The organism is Streptomyces sp. NPDC002896 (assembly GCF_040295225.1).
GTDB lineage: Bacteria > Actinomycetota > Actinomycetes > Streptomycetales > Streptomycetaceae > Streptomyces.
The window spans coordinates 1-22,969 of record NZ_JBEOVA010000064.1 but is presented as its reverse complement, the minus strand read 5'-3'; the positions used below and the strand labels follow the sequence as shown (position 1 = coordinate 22,969).

The 22,969-nt window shown below is 68.6% G+C and carries 20 protein-coding genes and 3 pseudogenes; 9 read left to right on the top strand and 14 right to left on the bottom strand.

The genetic code is table 11. The features are described from left to right. The coding region (locus ABT009_RS45600) for a CocE/NonD family hydrolase (protein WP_351308762.1) at nt 1-851 on the top strand (851 nt) is incomplete at its 5' end. 107 nt (nt 852-958) lie between these two features. Here ABT009_RS45600 and ABT009_RS45595 read toward each other — a convergent pair. Further along, on the bottom strand, nt 959-1,711 hold the full coding sequence (locus tag ABT009_RS45595; RefSeq protein ID WP_351308759.1) for an NADPH-dependent F420 reductase: 753 nt from the start codon (nt 1,709-1,711) through the stop codon (nt 959-961). 148 nt (nt 1,712-1,859) lie between these two features. On the opposite strand from ABT009_RS45595, the gene ABT009_RS45590 reads away from it, so the two are divergent. Together ABT009_RS45590 and ABT009_RS45585 are read left to right on the top strand one after the other, a co-directional pair. After that, nucleotides 1,860-2,267, top strand: coding sequence for a winged helix-turn-helix transcriptional regulator (locus tag ABT009_RS45590; protein ID WP_351308756.1), 408 nt, complete (start codon nt 1,860-1,862; stop codon nt 2,265-2,267). Nucleotides 2,268-2,868: 601 nt separating this feature from the next. Then, on the top strand, nt 2,869-4,239 hold the full coding sequence (locus tag ABT009_RS45585; RefSeq protein WP_351308753.1) for an MFS transporter: 1,371 nt from the start codon (nt 2,869-2,871) through the stop codon (nt 4,237-4,239). A gap of 9 nt (nt 4,240-4,248) precedes the next feature. On the opposite strand, the gene ABT009_RS45580 is transcribed toward ABT009_RS45585, so the two are convergent. Then, nucleotides 4,249-4,779 (bottom strand): MarR family winged helix-turn-helix transcriptional regulator, encoded by a 531-nt coding sequence (locus tag ABT009_RS45580; RefSeq protein WP_351308750.1) that lies wholly within the window; start codon nt 4,777-4,779, stop codon nt 4,249-4,251. Between the two features lie 212 nt (nt 4,780-4,991). Between ABT009_RS45580 and ABT009_RS45575 the strand changes: the two genes are divergently transcribed. Next, the gene (locus tag ABT009_RS45575; protein ID WP_351308747.1) at nt 4,992-5,576 is read left to right on the top strand and encodes a flavin reductase family protein; all 585 of its coding nucleotides are present in this window, start codon (nt 4,992-4,994) and stop codon (nt 5,574-5,576) included. After that, nucleotides 5,573-7,042, top strand: a complete 1,470-nt coding sequence (locus ABT009_RS45570) for a 4-hydroxyphenylacetate 3-hydroxylase family protein (protein ID WP_351308744.1) — start codon at nt 5,573-5,575, stop codon at nt 7,040-7,042. The genes ABT009_RS45575 and ABT009_RS45570 overlap by 4 nt, the downstream gene beginning before the upstream one ends. Nucleotides 7,043-7,363: 321 nt before the next feature. Here the strand turns inward: ABT009_RS45570 and ABT009_RS45565 are convergent, their stop codons facing one another. The 9 genes from ABT009_RS45565 to ABT009_RS45525 form a co-directional block, all read right to left on the bottom strand. Next, entirely contained in the window at nt 7,364-7,708 is a 345-nt protein-coding gene (locus ABT009_RS45565; protein WP_351308742.1) for a cupin domain-containing protein, read from the bottom strand. A gap of 84 nt (nt 7,709-7,792) precedes the next feature. Next, nucleotides 7,793-8,470: a DUF2848 family protein gene (locus tag ABT009_RS45560; RefSeq protein ID WP_351308739.1), complete on the bottom strand. Its 678-nt coding sequence runs from the start codon at nt 8,468-8,470 to the stop codon at nt 7,793-7,795. 2 nt (nt 8,471-8,472) lie between these two features. Then, nucleotides 8,473-9,309 carry a carbon-nitrogen family hydrolase gene (locus tag ABT009_RS45555; RefSeq protein ID WP_351308736.1) on the bottom strand — a complete coding sequence of 279 codons (837 nt, stop codon included), beginning with the start codon at nt 9,307-9,309 and terminating at the stop codon, nt 8,473-8,475. A gap of 34 nt (nt 9,310-9,343) precedes the next feature. After that, a complete protein-coding gene (locus ABT009_RS45550) occupies nt 9,344-10,267 on the bottom strand; it encodes an ABC transporter substrate-binding protein (protein WP_351308733.1) in 924 nt (307 codons plus the stop codon). A gap of 158 nt (nt 10,268-10,425) precedes the next feature. Further along, entirely contained in the window at nt 10,426-11,670 is a 1,245-nt protein-coding gene (locus tag ABT009_RS45545; RefSeq protein ID WP_351308730.1) for an FAD-dependent oxidoreductase, read from the bottom strand. Between the two features lie 59 nt (nt 11,671-11,729). After that, nucleotides 11,730-12,572 carry an ABC transporter permease gene (locus tag ABT009_RS45540; protein WP_351308727.1) on the bottom strand — a complete coding sequence of 281 codons (843 nt, stop codon included), beginning with the start codon at nt 12,570-12,572 and terminating at the stop codon, nt 11,730-11,732. A 47-nt stretch (nt 12,573-12,619) separates the two neighbouring features. Next, on the bottom strand, nt 12,620-13,444 hold the full coding sequence (locus ABT009_RS45535) for an ABC transporter ATP-binding protein (protein ID WP_351308724.1): 825 nt from the start codon (nt 13,442-13,444) through the stop codon (nt 12,620-12,622). Between the two features lie 50 nt (nt 13,445-13,494). Then, a complete protein-coding gene (locus tag ABT009_RS45530) occupies nt 13,495-14,496 on the bottom strand; it encodes an ABC transporter substrate-binding protein (RefSeq protein WP_351308721.1) in 1,002 nt (333 codons plus the stop codon). Between the two features lie 420 nt (nt 14,497-14,916). Further along, nucleotides 14,917-15,603: a GntR family transcriptional regulator gene (locus ABT009_RS45525; protein WP_351308718.1), complete on the bottom strand. Its 687-nt coding sequence runs from the start codon at nt 15,601-15,603 to the stop codon at nt 14,917-14,919. Nucleotides 15,604-15,711: 108 nt separating this feature from the next. Here ABT009_RS45525 and ABT009_RS45520 point away from each other — a divergent pair. Then, a pseudogene (locus ABT009_RS45520) lies at nt 15,712-16,612 on the top strand (aminotransferase class III-fold pyridoxal phosphate-dependent enzyme); the annotation flags it as partial. Here ABT009_RS45520 and ABT009_RS45515 read toward each other — a convergent pair. Then, a pseudogene (locus tag ABT009_RS45515) lies at nt 16,611-17,533 on the bottom strand (transposase); the annotation flags it as partial. The pseudogenes ABT009_RS45520 and ABT009_RS45515 sit on opposite strands and share 2 nt — an antisense overlap. 104 nt (nt 17,534-17,637) lie before the next feature. Here ABT009_RS45515 and ABT009_RS45510 point away from each other — a divergent pair. Next, nucleotides 17,638-17,781: a hypothetical protein gene (locus ABT009_RS45510; RefSeq protein WP_351308715.1), complete on the top strand. Its 144-nt coding sequence runs from the start codon at nt 17,638-17,640 to the stop codon at nt 17,779-17,781. A 108-nt stretch (nt 17,782-17,889) separates the two neighbouring features. Next, nucleotides 17,890-18,953, top strand: a protein-coding gene (locus ABT009_RS47650) for an IS630 family transposase (RefSeq protein WP_502990091.1) whose coding sequence is annotated in 2 segments (ribosomal slippage) — nt 17,890-18,337 and nt 18,337-18,953 — 1,065 coding nt in all. Because the reading frame shifts where the segments join, the coding sequence is not laid out codon by codon here. Between the two features lie 39 nt (nt 18,954-18,992). On the opposite strand, the gene ABT009_RS45495 is transcribed toward ABT009_RS47650, so the two are convergent. Beyond that, nucleotides 18,993-19,502: an SUKH-4 family immunity protein gene (locus ABT009_RS45495; RefSeq protein WP_351308709.1), complete on the bottom strand. Its 510-nt coding sequence runs from the start codon at nt 19,500-19,502 to the stop codon at nt 18,993-18,995. 670 nt (nt 19,503-20,172) lie between these two features. Here ABT009_RS45495 and ABT009_RS45490 point away from each other — a divergent pair. Beyond that, nucleotides 20,173-21,930, top strand: a pseudogene (locus tag ABT009_RS45490) (reverse transcriptase/maturase family protein); the annotation flags it as partial. A 349-nt stretch (nt 21,931-22,279) separates the two neighbouring features. Here the strand turns inward: ABT009_RS45490 and ABT009_RS45485 are convergent. Beyond that, nucleotides 22,280-22,969 (bottom strand): hydantoinase B/oxoprolinase family protein (locus tag ABT009_RS45485; protein WP_351308706.1); only part of this gene is annotated, 690 nt, incomplete at its 5' end.

Genomic DNA, 22,969 nt, shown 5'->3' with positions numbered 1-22,969 from the left:
TGCACTACCTGCTCATCGACGCGATCGACCACGAGAACCACCACGTCGACCGCAGCCCCGCCCAGCACGGCCCCGACGCCGACCACACCCTGAACGCCGAAGCGCTCCAGGCCATGCTGCCTGGCTACCTGGACCCCGCCCTCGACTTCTTCGACATCTTCCTGCGCCACCAGGGCGCCGCCGAGGACCTGCCCAAGGTGCGCTGGCACCAGGTCCACGCAGCCGATCCCGGCTTCCGTGAGTCCGCCACGTGGCCGCCGGCCGGATCGACGGCGTACGAACTCCACTTGGCAGAAGGGAAGTTGGCCGAGGAGGAGCCCGTCACCGGCACCGCATCCTGGGTCCACGACCCGACCGACCCGGTGCCGTCGGCCTCTCCGAACTCCTTCGCATATCTGCAGACCAGCCCACGCCTGCAGGACTGGTCCACGCGCCCGGACGTCGCGGTCTTCGACGCCGCACCGACGCCCCACGCGCTCGACCTGACCGGCCCGGTCACCCTGTCGCTGCACCTGTCCACCACCGGCCCGTCCAGCGACCTGTTCGCCAAACTGCTGGACGTGCACCCGGACGGCGAGGCGGAACTCGTCGCGCACGGCCGCGCCCACGTCCCCGGCCCCGCACACCGGGTCGATCTCTCCCTGGGACACGCGGGCTACCGGCTGCGCCCCGGCCACCGACTCCGCCTCCACCTGCACAGCAGCGACCACCCCGAGTTCGTACTGCACCCGGGCACGGACGCCAACCCATGGCTGGCCACCGACACGGTCAAGACCCGGCAGGAGATACGACTCGGCGGACCGGACGGCGCCCGCCTGCGGCTCACCGTGACCCCGGCCACCCGAGCATGAGCCACCCGGCCTCGAGCGGCGCCCGCATCCTGGTCTCCGTCGCCCCCTCCCCGGCGCGCCCTGTTCGGGACCGCCCCGGCGGGCGCCGCCGCGGAACCGGGCGGCGCCTACTGCCGGGCTCCCGGGGCCATGCCACCGGCAGGCACGGGAACGGCCGCGTCGATCAGTTCCTTGACCCGGGCGGCCGGCACCGGGACACCCGGCGTCTCGAAGAACCACCGTCCGCGCTCCTCGTCCGTACGCAGGTCCTGCGGCCACGCGGGCAGATAAGGCTGCACGTGGACCGGCGTGTTGGGGCCGTTGCGCCAGCCGTCGGCGAGTGTGCCGATGTCCACGGCGTCGTAGCCGAGCGCGTCCAACAGGCCGACCACCTGCAGCTTCGCCGCTTCGTCGTCGCCCGCGACCGCGAGCGCGCTGCGGTCCGTGGCACCGGCAGCCCGGGCGAGCGTGAACAGCCGCCGGAAGTCGATGTTGCTGAACGTCTTGACCACGCGGGAGCCCGCGAGGTGGCGCTGGACGAGCTCGCTGGAGGTGAGCGTGCCCGCATCCAGCTCCGCGATCCGGCCGTCGCGGTCGGGGTAGTAGACCATCGGGTCGATCACCGTCTTGTCGGCCAGGGCCGCGGCCGGGAGCCGGTCGTAGGCGAACAGCGGTACGGCCGCCACCACCAGGTCACCGGCGCGCGCAGCCTCCTCGGAGGTGGCGGCGCGAGCAGCCGGGCCGAGCTCGTCGACCAGGTCGGCGAGGGATTCGGCGTCACGGGAGTTGCTCAGTACGACGTTCCAGCCGGCGGCGACGGCAAGGCGCGCCACCGCGCTGCCGATGTTGCCGCTGCCGATGATTCCGAGAGTGGCGGTCACGGGTTGTCCTCCTGATGGTGAGACGAGCGGTCCCCCGCGGGAGCGATCCCACCCGCGGGGGTGACGCCTGTGGGGCAGTCCCGGGCAGGTGCTTACGAAAATATAGTACTTACTCTCAATAAGTGTCGAGGTCGTCTAGCATGCCCCCATGAGCCGAGGGACCGAGCGCGTCGCGAAGATGAGCGTGTTCGATCCGGACTGCACCTCGCGCGAGGTGCTGGAGCACGCGACCGGGCGGTGGGGGGCGCTGGCTCTGGCCGCCCTGGTCGACGGCCCGATGCGGTTCGCCGAGATGCGGCGCTGCGTGGCTGGAGTCTCGGACCGAATGCTGTGGCAGACCCTCCAGCGACTGGAGGCCGACGGGCTCGTCGCCCGCCATCCACACACCTCCGTGCCGCGCCGCGTGGACTACGAGCTCACCGACCTGGGTCGGCCCATCGCCCAGCGCATCTGCGACCTGATCGACGCGATCTATGAGCAGCTGCCCGGAATCGTCACGCACCAGCGCTCCCGCACGGCCAACGAGGGACCGCCCTCGCAGGACTCACCGCACTGACGGAACCACCCCTGCGCGACAGCCCACCGGCACTCGAGGCCGCAGAGCCCCTCACCGCCGACGCGGGTCGGCTCGACGCGCCGCAATCCCGAACCGGGCCCCACTGAGCACGAGAGGGACAGGTGGCCATCGAGCGTCTCTGATCGGCTTAGTGATCCCTGGTGTTGCTCAGGGATGTGAGCCGATCGCCTTCATGCCCTGGTGCTGAATGGCAAGCGCCACTAGCCCTCGTGGCACGTCCCTCCGGACGCTGGTCGGTGAGGTCTTGCGGCCTCGCCGAGGAGGGTGCCCGACGTCGCCTGGGCGCCGGGCGTGCGCGTGACAGTCTGCCACAGGATGGCTACAAGCTAATCCGATCGGTGAGCCTGACCGCTACGGCCGCCGCCCGAACCGCGAGCAGGATTCACCCAGAATCCGCCAATTGCCTGGGCCTTCGTCCCGCAGACACATCGTTGACACCCCCGAGTCCAGTGTTTAGCCTCTGCCTACCATTTGACTTCTTCAAGTCAGGTACTCAAGTCATGTAATGGAGCGTCGGGACAACCTCGGCCCGGCGCAATCGGGGGCGCTGAGCGCCCTTCCCTCTTGCCCGGGAGCTCGTATGAGAGCAGCAACGTTCGACCGATGTCTGTCCGAGAACCCGACCTCGCGCAGGTCAGTGGCGATTGTGGTGATCGCCTGCGTGGCTGTCATCTTCGACGGTTTCGACATGCAGGCACTCGCCTTCACGCTGCCGAAGCTGACCGAGGAGTGGCAGATCTCGTCCGTCGAGGCGGGGATGCTCGCCTCGTACACCTTCGTCGGCCTCTTCGCCGGCGCCATCCTGCTGGGCGCGGCGGGTGACCGGTGGGGCCGCAAGCGGATGCTGGCGCTGGGCATCGTGATCTTCGCAGTGTTCTCGGGAACCGCCGGATTCGCGCAGAGCTACGAGCAGTTCGCCGCGCTGCGGGTCTGTGCGGCACTCGGCATGGGCGGTGTGCTGCCGACCGCGATCACCATGGTGACCGACTACAGCCCGGCGGCCCGGCGGGGGCGTATCACGGCGCTGTGCGGCGGCTGCTTCACCTTCGGCTTCGTGGTGGCCGCGGTCGCCTCGCGGCTGATCGTGCCGGACTACGGGTGGCGCCCGATGTTCACCGCCTCCTACCTGGCACTCTTCATCGCCGTGCTGGTCGCGCTGGTGGTCCCCGAGACTCCCCAGTACCTGGCGGCACGGGGCCGCTTCGAGGAGGCGGCCGCAACCGCACGCCGGGTGTTCCCGGCCATGCGAGGGCCGCTGGAGACGGTGGAGCCCGCGCGGTTCTTCGCCGCCGACGACGGCACGAGGCCTGCACCCACCGCCGGATTCCGGGCGCTGTGGGGCCAGCAGTACAGGGCGACGACGGTCCTGGTGTCGGTGCTGTATCTGTGCGTGCAGTTCGCCGTCTACGCGATGAGCTTCTGGATGGTGACCCTGCTGGTCAAGCACGGTCTGTCACTGGCGTCCAGCTACGGGTACGCGATCGAGCAGGCGCTGGCGGCGACGTTGGGCGGGTTCGCGATCGGCTGGTTCCTCGACCGGATGGACCGTCGGACTGTGCTGGCGGTGGCGTTCGCGGTGGGCGGCGTCTCGCTGATCCTGTTCGGGTTCACGACCTCCGTCGTCGCGCTGTATGTCCTCAACGCGCTGGCCGGCGCGCTCGTGATCGGCGGTCAGAACACGGTGCACAGCCTGGTAATGGACGCGTACGGGGTGGAGGCCCGCGGCACCGGGCTCGGCTGGGCGCTCGGGATCGGGCGGCTCGGCGGCCTCCTCGGCCCGCTCGTCGGCGGCTTCCTACTGGAGCTGAACCTGGCGTTCCCGCTGTACTTCGTCATCTTCGCCGTACCGGCGGTGCTGGCCTCCGCCACGACGCTGGCCCTGCGGGCACAGCACCTGAGGGCGACCCGGATGGAGTCATCGGCGAACGGAGCCGTGCCGGCGGGCGTGTAAGGCGCCCCCTCACACCCCGACTTCGGCACGGATGGCGTGGGCCACCTGGGAGTCGGGGTCGAGGCCGACATAGAAGGCGAACACGGAGAGGGCCATGTGCCTTTCCTCGGCCCCCAGTTCATGCTGGAGGAAGGCGACATAGCGGTGAACGTCGTCGTCAATGACTGCGAGCTTCTCCGCGCCTTCCTTGGTGGCGCTGACGATGGTGACGCGCTTGTCGGTCGCCGAGGCGGAGCGCGTAACCAGGCCCATATCCTCAAGCTGCCGCACAAGGCGGGAGGCGAAGGCCGCGGCAATGTCGAGGCGGCCAGCGAGGTGGCTGACGGTGATGCCGTCGCCCGCGCCGTAGACCTGAAGCAGCGCCTGGTGGCCGAGCGGCTCCAGACCGTGCTCCTTGGCGCGGTCCTCAGCGATACGCAGGACGCGCCGCATGACATAGCGGGCTTCGGCGACATTGCGTACGTACGACTGGAACTCGCGCTTGCGGCGGCCTTCCCCGAGGTCGGCCCACTCCAGGTAGGCATGCATGCCGTCGTTCATCGGTAAACCCCGCTCTCGCCGGCGCCTTTCTACAGCACCTTCGGGCCAAAGTAACACACTTGAAACAGGCACTTTCCTCACTTACCGAAGTACCCATCCCCCTGAAGTCCCTCTCCCGACCCGAGACGCCCGACGGTTCACTCAGCACTATTATGCACTCGAGTACTTGACTTAGATACCGTATTCTCATTCACTAAATGCGGGAGGTTTTCATGAGTCTTCAACCCGCCGCCACGGACACCGGTGGCTTCCGGGCCGCGCTCGGCTCGTTCGCCGCCGGCGTCAACGTCATCACCCTCAGGGACGCCGACGGCACCCCGCTCGGTATGACCGCCACGGCGTTCTCGTCGGTCTCCGCCGACCCGCTGCTCGTCCTGATCTGCGTCAACCGGTCCAACCGCAGCTACGAACGCATCGCGGAGACCGGCCGATTCGGCGTCAACATCCTGGGCACCGCGGCTCGGGAGATCTCCGACCACTGCTCACGGCCCGGCTCGGACAAGACTCTCGCCGCCGAGTGGCTGGTCGACCGTCCCGAATGGCACAGCCCGGCCCTGACGCAGGCCCTCGCCTTCCTCGACTGCGAGGTCGAGCAGGACGTGCACGCCGGGACCCACGCCGTGCTGATCGCCCGGGTCCGAGGCATCGGCCTCGCCAGCCACGACCGGGCCGCCCCCGCTCCCCTTATCCACTTCCGCGGCGCCTACCGCGAGCTCGTGCACGCCGTGTCCGCATCCCGCCCGCGCACCACGGAACTTCCCCGTGTGCAGCCCCCTGTTGTGAAGGAGTACGCATGACCCGCTCAGGCAAGGAATACGTCGAGGGGCTGCGCGACGGCCGTCGCGTCTTCATCAACGGCGAGTTCGTCGACGATGTCACCGCGCACCCCGCCTTCCGCGGGGCCATCGAGTCCATCGCCAGCGTCTACGATCACGCCCACGACCCGGCCAACGCCGACGTGATGACCTATCCCTCACCGGCCACCGGCGAGCCGGTCAACCGCGCCTTCCTCATCCCGCGCAGCGAGGACGACCTGTCCACGCGTCGCGCCGCGCTGCGCAAGCAGGCCGAGATCACCCTGGGCCTGATGGGGCGCGGCCCCGAGCACGTCGCCGGGTTCCTCGCGGGCTGGGCCGCCCGCCCCGACGTCTTCGCCGAGGGGGGTGCCACGTACGCGGACAACATCGTGCGCTTCTACGAGTACGTCCGGGACAACGACCTGTACTGCTCGTACGCGATCGTTCCCCCGCAGATCGACCGCAGCAAGCCCGCCCACCAGCAGGCCGACCCCCACCTGTACGCCGGTGTGAAGGAGGAGCGCGAGGACGGCATCGTCCTGGCGGGCGCGCAGATGCTCGGCACCGGTGCCGCCATCTCCGACTACCTCATCCTGAGCTGCATCGTCCCGCTGCGGCCCGGCGACGAGGACCAGGCGATCTCCGTCGCCATCCCGATCGGCGCCGAGGGCCTGAAGATCTACTCGCGCCGCGGCTACGCCGAGGCCACCACCAGCGTGTACGACTACCCGCTCGCCTCCCGGTTCGACGAGACCGACTCCCTGATCGTCCTCGACGACGTGTTCGTCCCGTGGGAGCACGTCTTCGTTTACCGCAACCTGGACATCACCCGGGACCAGTGGCACCGCACCCCGGCGCACCTGCTCGGCAACAATCAGGCGCAGATCCGTTTCTCCGTCAAGCTCGACCTGCTCGCCGGCCTGGCCAAGCGCGTCGCGGAGATGAACGGCACCGACGCGTTCCCGCCCGTGCGCGGCACGCTCGGGGAGCTCGCGGCCCACGCCTCCATGGTGTCCGGTCTCGTCGCCGCGCAGGAGCAGAACAGCGTGGTCGACGAGTACGGCATCGCCTGGCCGAGCGCCGCGGAGGCGTACGCGGTCATGACTCTGCAGTCGGAGTTCTACCCGAAGCTGCTCAACATCGTGCGCGACCTGTGCGGTGGCGGGGTCATCCAGCTGCCGTCGTCCGCCGCGGACTACAGCCACCCGGAGGCCCGGGCCGACCTGGAACGCTACGTCCAGTCGCCGGGCTTCCCCAGCGAGGAGCGCGTCAAGCTGCTGAAGCTGGTGTGGGACATGGTCGGCTCCGAGTTCGCCAGCCGGCACCAGCAGTACGAGATGTTCTACGCGGGCGCCCCGTTCCTGGTGCGCAGCCGCATGAGCCAGATGTACGACTTCGAGCGCGCCACCGCGCTGGTGGACCGGGCTCTGGCCGGTTACGGGGTCGAGGGCCCGCAGGCCGCCTGACCCGCCGCTGCCCTCCGGCCGGCCCGCCCTACGGCGGGTCGGCCCTTTCGCATGCGCAGGTGCGGACATGACGTGCCCTGGCTGTTCCCGATCCGGGGGACCGGCCGGCCTCTGTCCCGGCGAAGCCACCGCTTGACCAACCGGCCGCACGGCCCGCTCCCCCGGACACCTCCCTCGCTGGAGCGGGTCGCGGAGCGCGGTCGTTGCACCCGGGCCGTCGTCGCCCACCACCTCGGCCGGACGGAGCAAACACCCCTGCGGGCACGGGAAAGGGGCGGGAACCCCTGCCGGGTTCCCGCCCCTCAGGGCACCCGCCGCCGGTCAGGCTGGGTAGCGGACCTCGAAGGTGGTGACGCCTTCCTCGGTGGTCCAGGGACCGTGCTCCATGCCCGGCGGGCGGCAGGCGAAGTCGCCGGCGGAGAAGGTCTGGCCCAGGCGGGTGTCGGTGAAGGAGCCCTCCAGGATGTAGACCTCCTCCCAGAAGTCGTGCACCTGCACGCCGTTGGGAGTGGTGTCGGTGCCCGGCGGCATGTGGAGGATGCGGGTCGCGACGCCGGACTCGGGGTCGCTGGCGAGGACGCGCTCGACGAGGCTCTCGACGGCGCCCGCGCAGCGGGTGAACTCGACGGTCTTGGCGGGGAAGAACTCGTACTCGGGCTTGGCCACGGCACGGCTCCTTTCCGGTCTCGGGATGTTCGGATCCCGGGTGTTCGGGTCCTGGGTGTTCGGGTCCTGGGCTGTGCGGAGGGATCAGACGGCGACAGGCGCCTTGACGGTGTAGACGTGACTGATCTCGGTGCCGTCGGGCAGCCGCAGCGCGAGCGACCACGACGTGCCGGCGACGAAAGTGCCGTCGAGCAGCGGGAGCGTGCCGCAGAGCATCATCACGCTCCGCTCGGCGGGGAGCGCGGTGTCGCGCAGGGCCAGGACCTCGGTGGGGATCCGCAGGGCTTCGAGGGTGCCTCGCTGGTAGACCGCGCCGTCCACCGTGCACTCGGCGCGCACGGCGTCCCAGTCGAAGCCGCTTCCGCCTTCGGGGAGTTCGACGACAGTGGTGGAGACCGGCTTGGGGCAGACCTCCTTGGACCGGGCGACGCTGTCGCGCTCCAGGTCGCGGTCGGTGTGGTCCGAGCCCACGCCGAGGAAGAGCCGTCCGCCGTGCCGGACGAGGACGGGCTCGACCTCGCCGGAGGTGTAGGTGCCGCCGACCGTGATCTCACCGTCCTGGGTGGCGAGGCCGGCACCCATCGGATAGAAGGCGGGCACCGAGTCCGGCTCGGGGACGCCGATGGCCGCGAGCTCCTCGATGTGGGCGCGCACCGAGGCCTCGTCGCGGCCGGTGTAGCCGGCGACGACCAGGTCGAAGTCGTCGATGTGCAGCTTCTCGCCGGTGCCGGCGACGGTGAACGTCAGCGCCTTGGCGCTCATGATCAGCTCCTTGTGACGGTGGGGGAATCGGTGTCGGATTCGCCGTGGAGGGCGGCGTAGGACGCGAGCCGGTCGCCGAGCACGGGGAACTCCTTGCGCACCTGCGGGACGATCTCCGGGTCCACGTCGCAGTAGGTGATGCCCTCGTTCTCGTCAGCCTCGGCGAGGATCTCGCCCCACGGGTCGACGACGCGGCTGTGGCCGCCGAGCCGGACGCCGTCCTGCTCCCCCACCGCGTTGCACGCGATCAGCAGCACCTGCTCCTCGACGGCGCGTGCCGAGGTGAACAGCCGCCAGTGGGCCAGGCGTGCCGCGGGCCAGGCGGCGGGAACGGTCACGATGCCGGCGCCGAGGTCCACCAGGGCACGCCACAGTTCGGGGAAGCGCAGGTCGTAGCAGGTGGTCGAGGCCATCGTCCCAAAGGGGGTGCGGGCCGCTGAGATGCGGTCCCCGGGGCGCAGCAGCCGGGCCTCCTGCGACTGGTAGCCGAAGATGTGGACCTTGCTGTACCGGTGCAGGACGTCGCCCTCCGGGCCGAGCAGCACCGCGGTGTTGCGCAGCCCGCCGTCCGGCATGCGTTCCACGTAACTGCCGGTGTGCAGGTAGATGCCGAGGTCGCGGGCGAGGGCGCCGAGGCCGGTGACGGTGGGGCCGTCGGCGGGTTCGGCCTCAGCCTCGTAGGCGTCGAAGGCGAAGTAGCCCGCCGCCCACAGCTCGGGCAGGACGACGAGGCCCGCGCCGCCGCGTGCCGCCGTGGTGACCATCTCCGCGGCACGGGCGCGCCGCTCGACGGAGGGTTCGGCGGCCGGGCTGGCGATCTGGATCAGGGCGATTCTCAATCCGTGTTCCTGTCTCTGAGGGCTGCGAGGGCCGTCAGCCCTGCTGCCAGACGGTGCGGGCGGCGTCCGCCACGACGGTCGTCAGGTCGATGGCGTCGGCGGTCAGTCCGGCCCAGCGCGCGAAGTCGGCAAGGCCGGCGAGGGTGTCGGCCGTCAGGCTGGCCTCGTAGTAGGGAAGGTCACGCTCGATCAGCCCGGCGATCAGCCCGGCCTCCAGGTCGGGGAAGAGGGCACGGCCGATGGTGGTGGCGCGGTCGGGGTCCTCGCGCAGTGCCCGCTGGGCGCGCACGATGGCGCGGGTGGCGGCCGCCGCGACCTCGGGCTGCTCGTCCGCGTGGCGCCGGGAGGTCATGAGGGCGGGGAAGGTGAAGGCGGCCGGCCGGCCGCCGTCGCGTCGCGCGTCGATGACGATCTTGCCGACGCCCTCCCTGAGGGCCACCTCCGTGCCCATGCCATTGGCCCAGAACGCATCGATGCGGCCCTCGGCCAGTGCACGGGCCGCGGTGACGCCGAACGAGACGTCGCCCGCGGCACCGGGTACCGGAGCGATCTTGATACCAGCGGACCGCGGGTCCAGACCGGCATCGGCGAGCAGCCCCCGCAGCCCGAGGTCCGGGCCGGGAGCGGCACCGATACGGAGGTTCCTTAGCAGGTGGAGGCGGTCCTTGTCGGGGAACGGATCGAGATCGGCCCGTACGACGAGGAACCAGTACATGTTGCGGGCGAGCGCCGCCAGCAGCCGGGTCTCCTGCCACGCCGGGTCGACGTGGAACGGGGCGTGCGCGGCCCCGGCGAGGAAGTCGAGCTCGCCGTCGCGCAGGGCGGCGGCCGCGTCGGTGACGGGGAACATGAGCTCCAGGTCGACGTCGAGGCCCTCGTCGCGGAAGTACCCCAGCTCGACCGCCGCGATGGCGGGGAAGTACGAGTTGGACACGAGATCGGGCACAGCCAGGCGCATGGGCATCTCTCCTTCTACGAAACCACCCTAGAACTTAACTAAAGTACCAGACTTAAGTCAGCTATTTAGAGTGTGCACGGGCCAAACGGCCAGGAGGGCCCCCTCCCCCCGACAGGGGCGCGGGGCGCGGGCACACGGTGCCGTCCGGGGCGGGACGGTCAGTCGATCGCGCCTGCCCGCACCACGGCGTCGAGCAGCGAGGTCCGGCGCAGGAAGCGCCGCTGGGCCTGCTTGTCGTTGCCCATCTCGGTGAGGCGGGCCAGCCTCTCGCGGCGGACCGCCGGGTCCTTCTCCTCCAGCCGCTGCTTGTTGTCGACGGTCTGCTGCTGGACGAACTCGATGTTGACCGTGCGGCGGCGGCGCTCGTAACGGTCGAGCCGCGCGGAGTCGGCGCGTCCCGAGGTCACCAGGTCCACGGTGCGCACCAGCTCCAGCGCGTCGTGCACTCCGCAGTTCAGGCCCAGCCCGCCGATCGGATTGTTGACGTGCGCCGCGTCACCGGCCAGGAACACCCGCCCGGCGCGGAAGGCGGCGGCCACCCTCTGGTGGACGTTGTAGATGTTGCGGTGCACCAGTGGCCGCGGCCCGGTCGCCGGGTGGATCCCGGCCATGACGCGTTCGGCCGACTCGTCACTGAGAGCCTGCTCGTCGGTCTGGCCGGCCGGCGCGGCGAACACGACGCGCCAACGGCCTCTCATGTCGTCTCCGGCGACCTTGAAGAGGTTCACCCACTGGTCCGGGTCGGCGAAGTAGCTGCGCGTGCTGCAACCCATCTCGGCGCCGAAGTCGTGGCTCGTGGTGAGCACCGCGAACCGCTCCGGCCAGGTGTATCCCTCGAACTCGATGCCGAGCGCCTTGCGCACGGTGCTGCGGCCACCGTCGCAACCGAACAGCCAGTCGCCCGTCAGCACCTCGTCGGCGCCGTCCTCGGCGTCACCCTCTGCGGCGGTGCGGCGGACGTGCACGGTGACCCGGTCGGCGTCCTGGTCGATCGCGTCGATGGTCCAGCCGAGCCGGATGTCCACTCCGGGCATCCGGCGCAGCCGGTCCAGCACGATCCGCACCAGCTTGTGCTGCTCGGTCTGCACCACGTACGGGAACTTCGTGTCGTCCCTCAGGACATCGTGGTCCATCCGAGCCACCAAGGTTCCGGCGGTCTTGTCCCAGAAGTCGAAGTACCGGCTCACCAGGCCGACGGAGAGGAACTCGTCGATGACGCCGATCTCGTCGATGAGCTCCAGTGTCGATGGGTGGAAAGTCGCCGCCCGCGGCGCGCTGTCCGTCTCGATGTCGGCGTTGCGCTCGATGATCGTGACGCGGAAGCCGCGTTGCGCGGCCGCGAGCGCGGCGACGGCGCCCACCGGGCCGGCGCCGGCGACGATGACGTGCTCTCGATCTGTCATGTGTTCCCCAAATCCGTTGCTGCGGATCCAGCCCTCGGCTGAGTTCCGTTCGGTCCTGGTCAGTTCCGCTCGGTGTCGGTGCCGCCGGCCCAGGGGGCCGCCTTCTTCTCCAGCCAGCCGACCAGGTAGGTGAGTCCGACGCCGAGCACCATCAGCACGGTCACCGGCACGAACAGGCCCGCCGTGTCGAACCGCTGGCCGGCCAGGATGATCTGCCCGCCGAGTCCGCCGATCGCGGTGAAGAATTCGGCGATGACGATCGCGATCACCGCGCGGCCGATGCCCAGCCGCAGCCCGGTCATGATGTGGGGCACGGTGGCAGGCAGGATGATTTTTCGCATGACGGCGAACTCGGATGCCATGAACGAGGTGCCGACCTCGGTCAGTGCGCGCGGCACCGCGCGGACTCCGGCCCGGGTGTTGATGACGATCGGGAACACCGTCATCACGATCACAATGACGACCTTGACCGCAAACCCCAGCCCGAACCACAGCATGAACAGCGGGATGAGCGCGACCAGCGGCATCGCGTAGCCGGCGGTGACGTAGCAGCCGAGCGCGGCGTCCGCGGCCCGGTAGCGGCCGATGAGCAGGCCGACCGGAACGCCGATCAGCGCGGCGAGGCAGAACCCGAGCAGCAGCGGCTGGAGACTGTCCAGCAGGGCCTGCGGCAGCAGCCCGGACCGCAGTTGGTCGTCGAACTTGCGGACGATGGCGCTCGGGTAAGAGGCGAAGATCGGGTTCATCCGGCGTCCGGTGACCTCCCAGAACGCCAGCACCACAAGGATCGACCCGGTGGTGATCAGCCCGCTCCGGTGCCGCCAATGGAACGGTGGCCGGCGGCGGGCGGTGACGGCGACCGTGCGCGCCGCCGACTGTTCACGGTCTTCGATCATGGTCATGTCAGTACTCCGTCCGGGGCTGCGAGTAGAGGAGGTGCGGGAGACCCCTAGCGGGTTGCGGACGCCGCCGCGGCGGCTTGCGCGGGTGCTCCGGTCATGAGGCGGTGCCAGATCTCGTAACGCTGCGCGCTGAACTCCTCAAGCCCGCGCACGGCCACCAGGTCGGCCCGCGGTCGCGGCAGCTCGATCGGGAAGATCTTGTCGATCCGGCCGGGCCCCGGGGCCATCAGCACGACGCGATCGGCGAGCAGCACCGCCTCGTCCAGGTCGTGCGTCACGAAGATGATCGTCTTGCCGGTCTCCTGGTGAATGCGCAGCACCTCGGCCTGCAGGCCCTCGCGTGTCTGGGCATCGAGCGCACCGAACGGCTCGTCCATCAGCAGCACGGCCGGGTCGACGCTGAGCGCCCTGGCCAGGCCGACCCGTTGCTGCATGCCGCCGGAGAGCTGGGCGGGGCGCCGGTCGGCGGCGTGCCCGAGCCCGACGAGTTCCAGCTTCTCCAGCGCCGTCCGTCGCCGCGCCTCTTTGGGCACACCCCGTGCTTCCAGTCCGAACTCCACGTTCTCCAGGGCAGTGCGCCACGGGAAGAGCTGCGCGTTCTGAAAGACCATGCTGCGGTCCTCGCCGCACCCGTCCACCTCGACGCCGTCCACCAGGACGCGCCCGGAGTCGGCTCGTTCGAGCCCGAGCAGGATGCGCAGCAGCGTGGTCTTGCCGCAGCCGCTCAGCCCGGTCAGAGCGATGATCTCGCCCGGCTCGATGTGCAGCGAGACACGGTCCAGTACGTGGACCTCCTCGCTCTGCCTGCCGGTGCGGACCGTGAAGGTCTTGGATACGTTTTCGATCGACACGCCCGCCAGGTTCGCGGCCATAGGGTCTCCTTCTCCACGGATTGTTCGGGTGTTCTCCACACGTGGGCCGATCACTGACGCGTCATCGCCAGCGCGTCCCGCCACGGGCCGGCGTCGACCAGCTCGGTGAGATCGGCGGGCCGGCTGAGCTGCCCCGTCTCGGTCAGCAGCGTCGACAGGTACGCCAGCTTCGGCTCCGCGATGCCCGCCTCGGGATCCACGAGCCGCTTGCGGGCGATCAGATCGTGCATGAAGGTGATGTAGGTGTCGTCGGGGGTGGTCCCAGCCTCTTTCGCAGCCAATTCCTTGGCCTCGTCCGGACGGGCATAGGCGTAGCGGAATCCATCCATCAACCCGGCCAGGTAGCGGCGCGCCGCCTCCGGTTTGGCTGCCAGCCGGTCGTTGCGCGCAATGATGGAGTACCTCGGATAGTCCGGCACGACGTCAGTGGACAGGGCCACGACGTTGACGCCGTCGCGACGGGCCCTGGGCACGTAGTCGGCGGGTGAGGAGGCGCTGTCGGTGGTACCGGTGGCGACGGCTCGGTAGCGGTCGGCATTGCCGCCGCCGTTCAGCTTCTGCATGGACGTGCCGGAGACCCCGGCCTTGGCGAACATCACATCCGCGATCGACGCCGGCAGCCCGGTCGGCGAGGAGATCGCGATGCTCTTGCCCTGAAGCTGGTCGAGACTGGTGATCCCCTTCTTGGCGTAGATCGCCCAGGGCAGCCCGATCATCGTCGAGCCGATGATGGAGGCGTTGAGGTTCCCGCGCTCGGAAGCGATGAAGAAGGCCCCGGCGTTCTGCTCCACCGCGTCCACCTCACCCGAGGCCAGCGCAGGCAGCGCCTGCGAGGCGCTCTGCAGTGTCACGAACTCGACCTTGACGCCACGCCGTTTGAAGAGACCTTTCTCCTCGGCCATCTTCAGGAAGCCGCAGTCGGTCGAGCACTGCAACGTTCCGACCCTCCAGGTGAGTTCGTCGTCGCTGTCTGTCCCCGCGACGCACCCCGCGCTGAGCACTCCGACGAAGAGCAGCGCGAGCAGCCGGCGATACCGTGGCCGGAATTTCATGAGCCTCCCCCTCCATAGATGACTTCCGTGTACGTCTGCCAGGCCGGTCACCCGGCCGCGGGCTTGCCTGGTTCGCTTCAGGAGGCCTCCTGGCCGGACGCGTCGTGACGCCGCGGCCCCGGAAGGCGAACACCCCTGCACCGCACCGCCAGGAGTGGTGCGCCATGCCGGGCGGCCGGCATGCGCAAGGCGCGGCCGCGAGGGGCCGCCCCAGGCGAGACAGGCCAACGAGCGGTACGAAATGCGCACTTCGCCCCGGAGGCCGGACAACTGGACCTACGACGGGCCGGATCACCAACACCGCATCCGAGCCGTCGGCAATAACGCCCAGGAACATGCCGACCGGCACGCTTCCACTTCCGCGCATCCATGACCCGCTGACTGCAAGCCACCGCTGGTTCGAACGGAACCGCACAGCTCTCAGGACAGCCCGCGCACGGAATGCCCGCCGGTCCAATTCGCCGGCGCCGGCAACCGCAGAACAGCCAGCGTGCTCGCAAGATGGCAAGCGAGCGCCTCAACGGCATCGCCGGCGGCGATGGCGCGTACGATCGCCGAGTGCTCTTCGAGCACCTGCTGCGCACGGTCCTCGTCACTCGCCACAGCGCGTATCCCCATTCGGATCTGACGCTCCCGCAGCGACTCGTAGAACTCGCCGAGCACGGGATTGCCTGCCTGACGGACCAGCGCCCGGTGGAAGTCGCGGTCACGGTCGATGAACCCGACCGGGTCGTCGATCATCGCCTCCTGCTCGGCAACGATGCGCTCCAACTCGGCCACGAACGACGGCGATGCGGGGACAACCCGGCGTACGCACCAGTCCTCGACCAGACCACGCGCCTGCATCACGGCCTCGATCTCGCTGTCGGAGATCGGCGGGACGTAGGCCCCCTTCTTCGGGACGATCTTCAGCAGCCCCTCGGTCTCCAACCGCAGCAGCGCCTCCCGCACCGGCGTCCGCGAGGTACCAGCCGCCCGCGCCACCTCCGACTCGCTCAAGAAGATCCCCCCGTCTCTCGGAAGCTCGGAAATGTGCTTCCGCAGCCACTCGTACGTGAGGTCCTGCGCAGACGCCGTCGACCCGTCGACATTCCGTAGACCACTCATGGACAGCATGTATACATGTGGTCGACAGGCAGCACAAGACCTTCCCTGCAAGGAAGTTGGACATGATCTTGGGCGCCGCTTGCTGCGAACGAGCCGTCAAAACCAGCAGACATGCTGGCCGGCTACTCCGCCCTCAACTTCGGTCACCGTCACCCCGCGCTGATCGAGGCGCCCACCGTCAGCTCGACCGGCTGACGCTCACCTCGCGCGCCTTCCACAACGACAAGCTCGCCGAGTTCGCTGAGTGCTTGGCCGAGTTGACGGGCCTGGACATGGTGCTGCCGGTGAACACGGGTGCCGAGGCGGTGGAGAGCGGCATCAAAGTGGCCCGCAAGTGGGCGTACGAGGTGAAGAGGTCCCCGCCGACCAGGCCACGATCGTGGTCTCGGCGGAGAACTTCCACGGCCGTACGACGACGATCGTGTCGTTCTCCACGGACGAGACCGCCCGGTCGGGCTTCGATCCCTTCACTCCGAGCTTCCGTGTGGTGCCGTACAACGATCTGGCCGCGCTGCAGGCGGCGGTCGACGAGTCGACCGCGGCGGTGCTGCCGGAGCCGATCCAGGGCGAGGCGGGCGTCGTCATCCCGGATGAGGGCTATCTGACCGGCGTACGCCAGCTCACCCGCCGCAGGGGCTGCCTCTTCGCCGCCGACGAGATCCAGTCGGGCCTCGGGCGTACGGACCGAACGCTCGCCGTGGAACACGAGGAGGTCGTTCCGGACGTGCTCCTGTTGAGCAAGGCGCTCGGCGGCATCGTCCCGGTCTCCGCGGTGGTCGCCCGCCGGGAAGTGCTCGGGGTGCTACGGCCGGGGGAAAACGGTTCGACCCTCGGCGGCAACCCGCTCGCCGCTGCGGTCGGCACGGCGGTGGCCGAACTGCTCGAGACGGGCGACTTCCAGCGCCGGGCGGCCAAGCTCGGCACACTGCTGCGACGGCCTGACCGGTCTGGTCGGCAAGGGCATCTCGGCTTCCGCTCCCGCGGCATGTGGGCGGGCAAAGCCTTCGACCGGTCAGCTCGGCGACCTCGGCGCCATCACGCAGCGTCCCGTCCTGGTTCAGGGCGGGACGCCAGAGGCGGTCGGGCATGGCCCGGATAGCCCGACGCGGCTCGGTGATGGCGCATCCGACCGAGAAGAAGGTACGGATTCCTCGTTTCCGCACGTCACGGACGTGGGCGAGGAAGGCTTTCGCGGATCCGGCGCTGTCGGTGCGGACCAGGATGTCGGTGCCGTGCCGGTGGGCGTCGGGGATCTGCGCGAGTGCCTGGTCGAGCACGGTGATGTGGTCGGTGGCGGTGTTGGCGTCGGCGTTTCCGGGCCGCAGCCGGCCGGACAGTGCCTCGCCGGTGTTGGCCAGGAAGCACAGCAGCGGGTGGAAGCCGAAGCCGCCCTTATAGATGGGTGCGGCCTGCTCTTTCTCGGAGTGGCAGGTGATCAGCGTGGCGTCGAGGTCCAGGACCAGGCCGGGCAGCATGCGTCCCGCGGCCCGGGCTGCGGGGATGCCCTTTCCGTGCTCGGCGGCCTGTAGCCAGGCGACTTCCCGGGCCTGGCGCGGGCAGAGGTCAGCGACGCGAGGGCGGGCTCGTCAACATCGGCGAGCAGCCGCCAGGCCGTCGGTGTCGAAGCGACAGGGCCAAACACCCCTGGCTGGTCCCGCAGGACGGCCAGGTCCGCGATGGCCTCGCCGCCGTCGGCGAGCATCACCGCCAGGTCGGCGGCGATCCGTCCCGGATCGTGTCCGGTCCCGCGTGGCCGAAGTGGCCCGAGCGAGGCGGAGTACGCGGCGGTCAACCCCGTGGCATCGGCAAGATCTGCCAGCAACCGTGCCCCGGCATGCACGACCACCCCCGAGCCATCGGCACTGACCTGGACCTTGGGACGCAACCCGATAACCTGCACGTAGAAAGTGCCCTCCGCCTGGACCGACAGAACCCCCAGCAAGGTTCATCGTCCCAGGTCAGGAAGGCACTTTCGCGTTTCCTCCTCGATAGCCGCCGTACCCAAGCGAAACGGCGAGGCTAACGGCCATCGCCGTGAACATCGAGCGGCTCAGCGGTCTGCCGCCGACCGGCGAAGCAACCCCGCCCCGGCCGCCCACCGCCTTCCTGGACTTCCTGGACTTCCTGGACCAGCATGAGATCCCTCGACTGAAGTCATGGCGGGCCGTCAACAGCTGACCTCGACGACTGCAAGATCCCCGACACAGACAAGCTACTGAACTTGATTGAGTGATGTCGGGACGGTTCGCCTAACAGCGGCCTGCTGGCTCCGGTAGCTCCTGGGGAGTGAGATACGCGCAGGGTGGTGGGCTGACCGACGCCGAGAGAGCCGCGCGGGAGCGGATCAGGTTGCAGGCTGTCATTCGCTTTGAGGGCGGGGAGACGAACCGCGAGGTCGCCGCCGCTCTGCGGGTGAGCGAGCGGTCGGTGGAGCGGTGGCGCCGGGCCTGGCGCGAGCGCGGCGAGGCCGGGGTCCTGTCGCGGGGCTCTCCGGGACGGTCCCGGCTCAGCGAAACGCAGATCGCCAGGCTGGAGCGGGAGTTGGAGCGTGGTCCGCTGGTCCACGGCTGGGCGGACCAGCGGTGGACGCTGGCACGGATCAAGACGTTGATCGGTCGGCTGTTCCACGTTTCCTACACCGTTGAGGGCACGTGGAGGTTGTTGAAGCGGCACGGCTGGAGCTGGCAGCAGCCGGCCAGGCGGGCCATCGAGCGTGACGACGATGCGGTCGAGGTGTGGAAGAAGGAGATCTGGCCGCGGGTAAGAGCACCGCGGCGGAGCGCGATGCCTGGATCGTCTTCGAGGACGAGGCCGGGCAGTCGATGACTCCGCCGCGTGCCAGGACCTGGGGTCGGATCGGTCAGACCCCTGTCGTGCGGGTGCGGGGCCGGGGCTCCGGGCGGGTGTCGATGACGGGCATGGCCTGCTTCAAGCCGGGCCGGCGGTCCCGGCTCATCTATGCAATCCGCGAGTATCGGGGCCGCAAGGACGAGCCGAAGGGCTTCGGCTGGCAGGACTTCCGCGACCTGGTCGTCCGCGCCCGTATCCAGCTCGGGGGCCCGATCGTGCTGGTTTGGGACAACGTCCGCCTCCACCTGACCGCCGGTATGAAGGAATTCATCGACGCGAATGCCGACTGGCTGACCGTGTTCCAACTCCCGGCTTACGCCCCCGACCTCAATCCGACCGAGGGCATCTGGGCGCTGGTCAAGCGCGACCTGGGCAACCTGGCCGCCGCCGACCTCGGTGAGATCACCAGAGCCGTGAAACGTCGGCTCAAGGGGATCCAGTACCGCCCTGACCTCGTCGATGGCTGCATCGCTGCCACCGGCCTGAGCCTGGACGGCTGACCGAAATCGGAATCGGTCGGAGATCACGCCTCTCCGAGATCACGCCTCCCAGTCCGCATAGTCCCCGATCGCCACGTCGTCGCAGAAGGTCTCCCAGAACCCGCTGTGCACGAGAGCGGTCTCGTCGATGCCGGAGACGAGATGGCGCAGCTCTTCCGCCACCTCCTCACCCCTCTCCTCGTCGCCCTCCGCATAGAACGGGAAGCGTTCGATCACAGCCGCGACGCATCGGTTGAAGGAGTCGAGGTCCCTGTTCACGTGACTGGCCGTCGCTGACTCGATCTTGGGAATCTGCACCACGTGACCACTGGCCACGTCGACGGCGATACGTCCGAACAGGCCACTCGTAGCGATGGCGACCAGCCCCCGCTCACCGATCCCCTCGAAGTACACCGGCTCGCTCAGCGGCCGGTACTCGTAGCCGATCAACCCGCCTGGGATGCCCGTTTCCCCGAGATCGACAGCGATCCGGGTAGGCACCTCGGGTGGGGCCTCGATGGGGATCAAGAGGAACTCGGGCTTCGGCAACTGCGGCAGGGGCTGGCTCACGGGAGGATCCTCTCCCGACGGACTGCCCGGCAACACCCATAGGCCCGCGAGACGGACGACTCATGCCGGGCGTCCGGACCCGACATCACGCATTCAAGTTCAGTAGATCTGACGCCATTGAAACTGTCACGTCCGGCGTGCGCCGTGAGGCGCTTCGTTGTATCCCCGACGCAGTCGGGATGAAGTTGGAGGGAGGTTCATGGGTCACCCGGCTTACCTGAGCGCGAAAGCGGGAGGGGACCAGAGCATGCCGGGAAAGCGGTGGACGTTTCGGAGGCGTTCAGGACGTTGTGCCGCAAGGCCCGCACGATATGGTCAAGGCTTGATTTGCTTGAAGCCCAATTTCCAGAGTGAAAGTGACGCACCGTCGGAACAGCGCCTGTAACCGACGCCCACGCTATGCCCGGGCATGAACCGTGAGACCGGGCAACCTCCATAGCGTGGGTCGCCGCCCAGCGAGGGCGGTCAAGGAGATGAGTGGGCGGCCTACGTCGTGCTCGATACGTACAGCGAAGACGTACCACGGGATCGCCTACGGGGCGCGAGCCCTATGGCGACGGAGTACCCATAGTAGTCGCCGGAGTAACGACCGGCCGTGAGGTCCGGGAAAGCCGGAATGAGGGCGAAGGGGCACAGGAAGTCAGGAAGTTCAGACGGGGAGGGATGCGCAATGCAGAGTACTGAAACCGTGCTGAACGTCATCCGGGAACGCGGCAGGCGCGGCCTGCCGCTGGAAAGACTGTACCGGCAGCTATTCAACAAGGAGTTGTTCCTGCTGGCCTACGGACGCATCTACGCCAACAAGGGTGCGATGACGCCGGGGGTTACCAGGGAAACCGTGGACGGCATGTCTCTGGCCAAGATTGACAGGATCATCAAGGCTTTGCGTGCGGAGTCCTATCGATGATCTCCGGCCAGGAGGGTGTATATCCCGAAGAAGACCGGGAGGCGCCCCTTAGGTATGCCGCCCTGGAGCGACAAGCTGGTCGCGGAAGTAGTCCGTCTGCTGCTTGACGCGTACTACGACGTGCAGTTCTCTGATCGCTCGCACGGATTCCGCCCCAACCGGGGCTGCCACACCGCGCTGGATGAGGTGGTGTCGGTCTGGAAGGGAACACACTGGTTCGTCGAGGGTGATATTTCCAACTGCTTTGGGAGCCTTGACCATTCGGTCATGGTCTCGACGCTGGCGGAGAAGATCCACGACGGCCGGTTCCTGCAACTGATCGACCGGATGCTCAAAGCCGGATACCTGGAGGACTGGCGGTGGAACGACACGCTCAGCGGTTGTCCGCAGGGCGGTATCGCATCACCGATCCTCTCCAATATTTATCTGGACCGGTTCGACCGGTTTGTCGAAAAGCAGCTGATACCGGACTACGACCGGGGCAAGCGTCGGGGCAAGAACCCCGCGTACCAGGACGTGGAGAACCGGATCGCGAGGGCCAAACGGCACGGCGATCGGGAAGCGGTGCGCGCGCTTCGGCGCGAACGCCGCACCCTGCCGAGCCAAGACCCCGATGATCCCGGCTATCGACGGCTCCGATACGTGAGGTATTGCGACGACTTCCTGCTCGGGTTCGCTGGTCCCAAGCACGAGGCCGAGGAGATCAAGGGGAGGATCCGGAAGTTCCTGCGTGACGAACTCAGGCTGGAACTATCCGAACCCAAAACCCTGGTCACACACGCCACCAGCCAGGCGGCGCGGTTCCTCGGCTACGAGATCAAGGCCCAGCACGGCGACACGAAGATCACGCGGAATCGCCGGGCGGTCAACGGCGTCATTGGTCTGTTCGTGCCCAGGGACGTGATCCGGGACCGATGCTCTCGCTATATGAGCAAGGGAAAGCCCGCTCAGCGTGGCCCGTTACTGCACGACGAAGACTTCACGATCGTCGCGAAGTACGGGTCCGAGTACCGCGGGTTCGTCCAGTACTACCTTCTCGCCCAGGATGTATTCCGCCTGGAGACACTGCGCTGGGTCATGGAGACCTCGATGCTCAAGACCCTGGCCGGGAAGCACAAGTCGACCGTCATGAAGATGGCCCGCAGATACAAGGCGAGCATCGACACCCCTGACGGCCGGCGGACCTGCTTCCAAGTCACAGTGCAGCGGGAGAAGGGGAAGAAACCACTGGTGGCCCGCTTCGGCGGGATCCCTCTCAAACGCAAGCGCACCGCCGTCCTTACCGACCGGCAGCCGGTCATGGCCACTGCACGGCGCAACGAGCTGATTCATCGGCTTCTCGCCGGGAAGTGCGAGATATGCGAAGGGCGCACCGGACTCCAAGTCCACCACGTCCGCAAACTCGCCGATCTCAACAAGCCAGGACGGCCGGAACCGCCATCGTGGGTGCGGCTGATGGCCATGCGGAAACGCAAGACCCTCGTGGTCTGCGAACGCTGCCACCAGAACATCCACGCGGGGACGGAGTACAGCACTTACCCGGAATTGACTACCGGAGAGCCGGGTGCGGGGAAATCTCGCCTGCCCGGTTCGGGAAGGGGCCGTCGGAAAAGGACCTCCTCCAGAGGCACCTCGTCGGCGGCCTACTTCACTCAGCGGGAGGCCGCGCGAACAAGGACTCGCTTCGGCGAGAACCTCGCTGCGCGGCCGACCCAACCGCCTGGCTCCATGTCTTTTCGCCGCCTGCATATCAGCTGGGATCCATGCGACGACATCCACGAAGCCTTCCGCAGACTCGCCGTCTGCCTCGTCCCCCACCCGAGACGCTGCCGCCGCGCCGCCGCCGACCCTCCTCCGCTGGAAGGAGCTCTCAGCCAACGGCCTCGACCTCGAGACCGTAGATCCGGGCGGCGGCTTCCGTGGAGATGCAGCCGCTTTCCAGATCCTTCCTGACTGCGGCCCGGTCACGCTCGCGCGGGTCGCCGTAGCCGCCGCCACCTGCGGTCTCGATGACGAGCAGGTCGCCTCGGCGCAACGGGTAGTTGGTCTTGGACGGGAGAACGATCTCCTCGCCGTCCCGGATCACGGAGTGACGGCTCGGGCTCCCCTCGAGCCCGCCGAAGAGCCCCCACGGCGGGATCCTGTGCCGGTCGGAGTACGCGTTGAAGCTGACTCCGTCGTCGAGGATCCGATAGGTGCGTCGCACACCGCTGCCTCCGCGTCTGCGCCCGGCTCCGGCGGAGTCCTGGCGGATCGCGTACTCCTCGATGCGCATGTAGGGATGATCGGTTTCGAGCGACTCGATCGGTACGTTGCTGCAGTTCGCGAGGGGAGCGTCCACGACATCCTCGCCGTCCGCGGCCTCGGCGGCGCCCCAGCCGCCGCCGACGCACTCCATGTACACGCGGTAGCGGTCGGGACCGAAGTGCGCCAGCCCCACCGCGTTGGTCGAGTCGTGGCCACTGGCGACGATCCGATCCGGTGCGACGCCGGCCAGCGCGCGCATCACGACGTTGTACACCCGGTTGCACGCGCCCATGCGGGCCCGCACAGCCAGCGG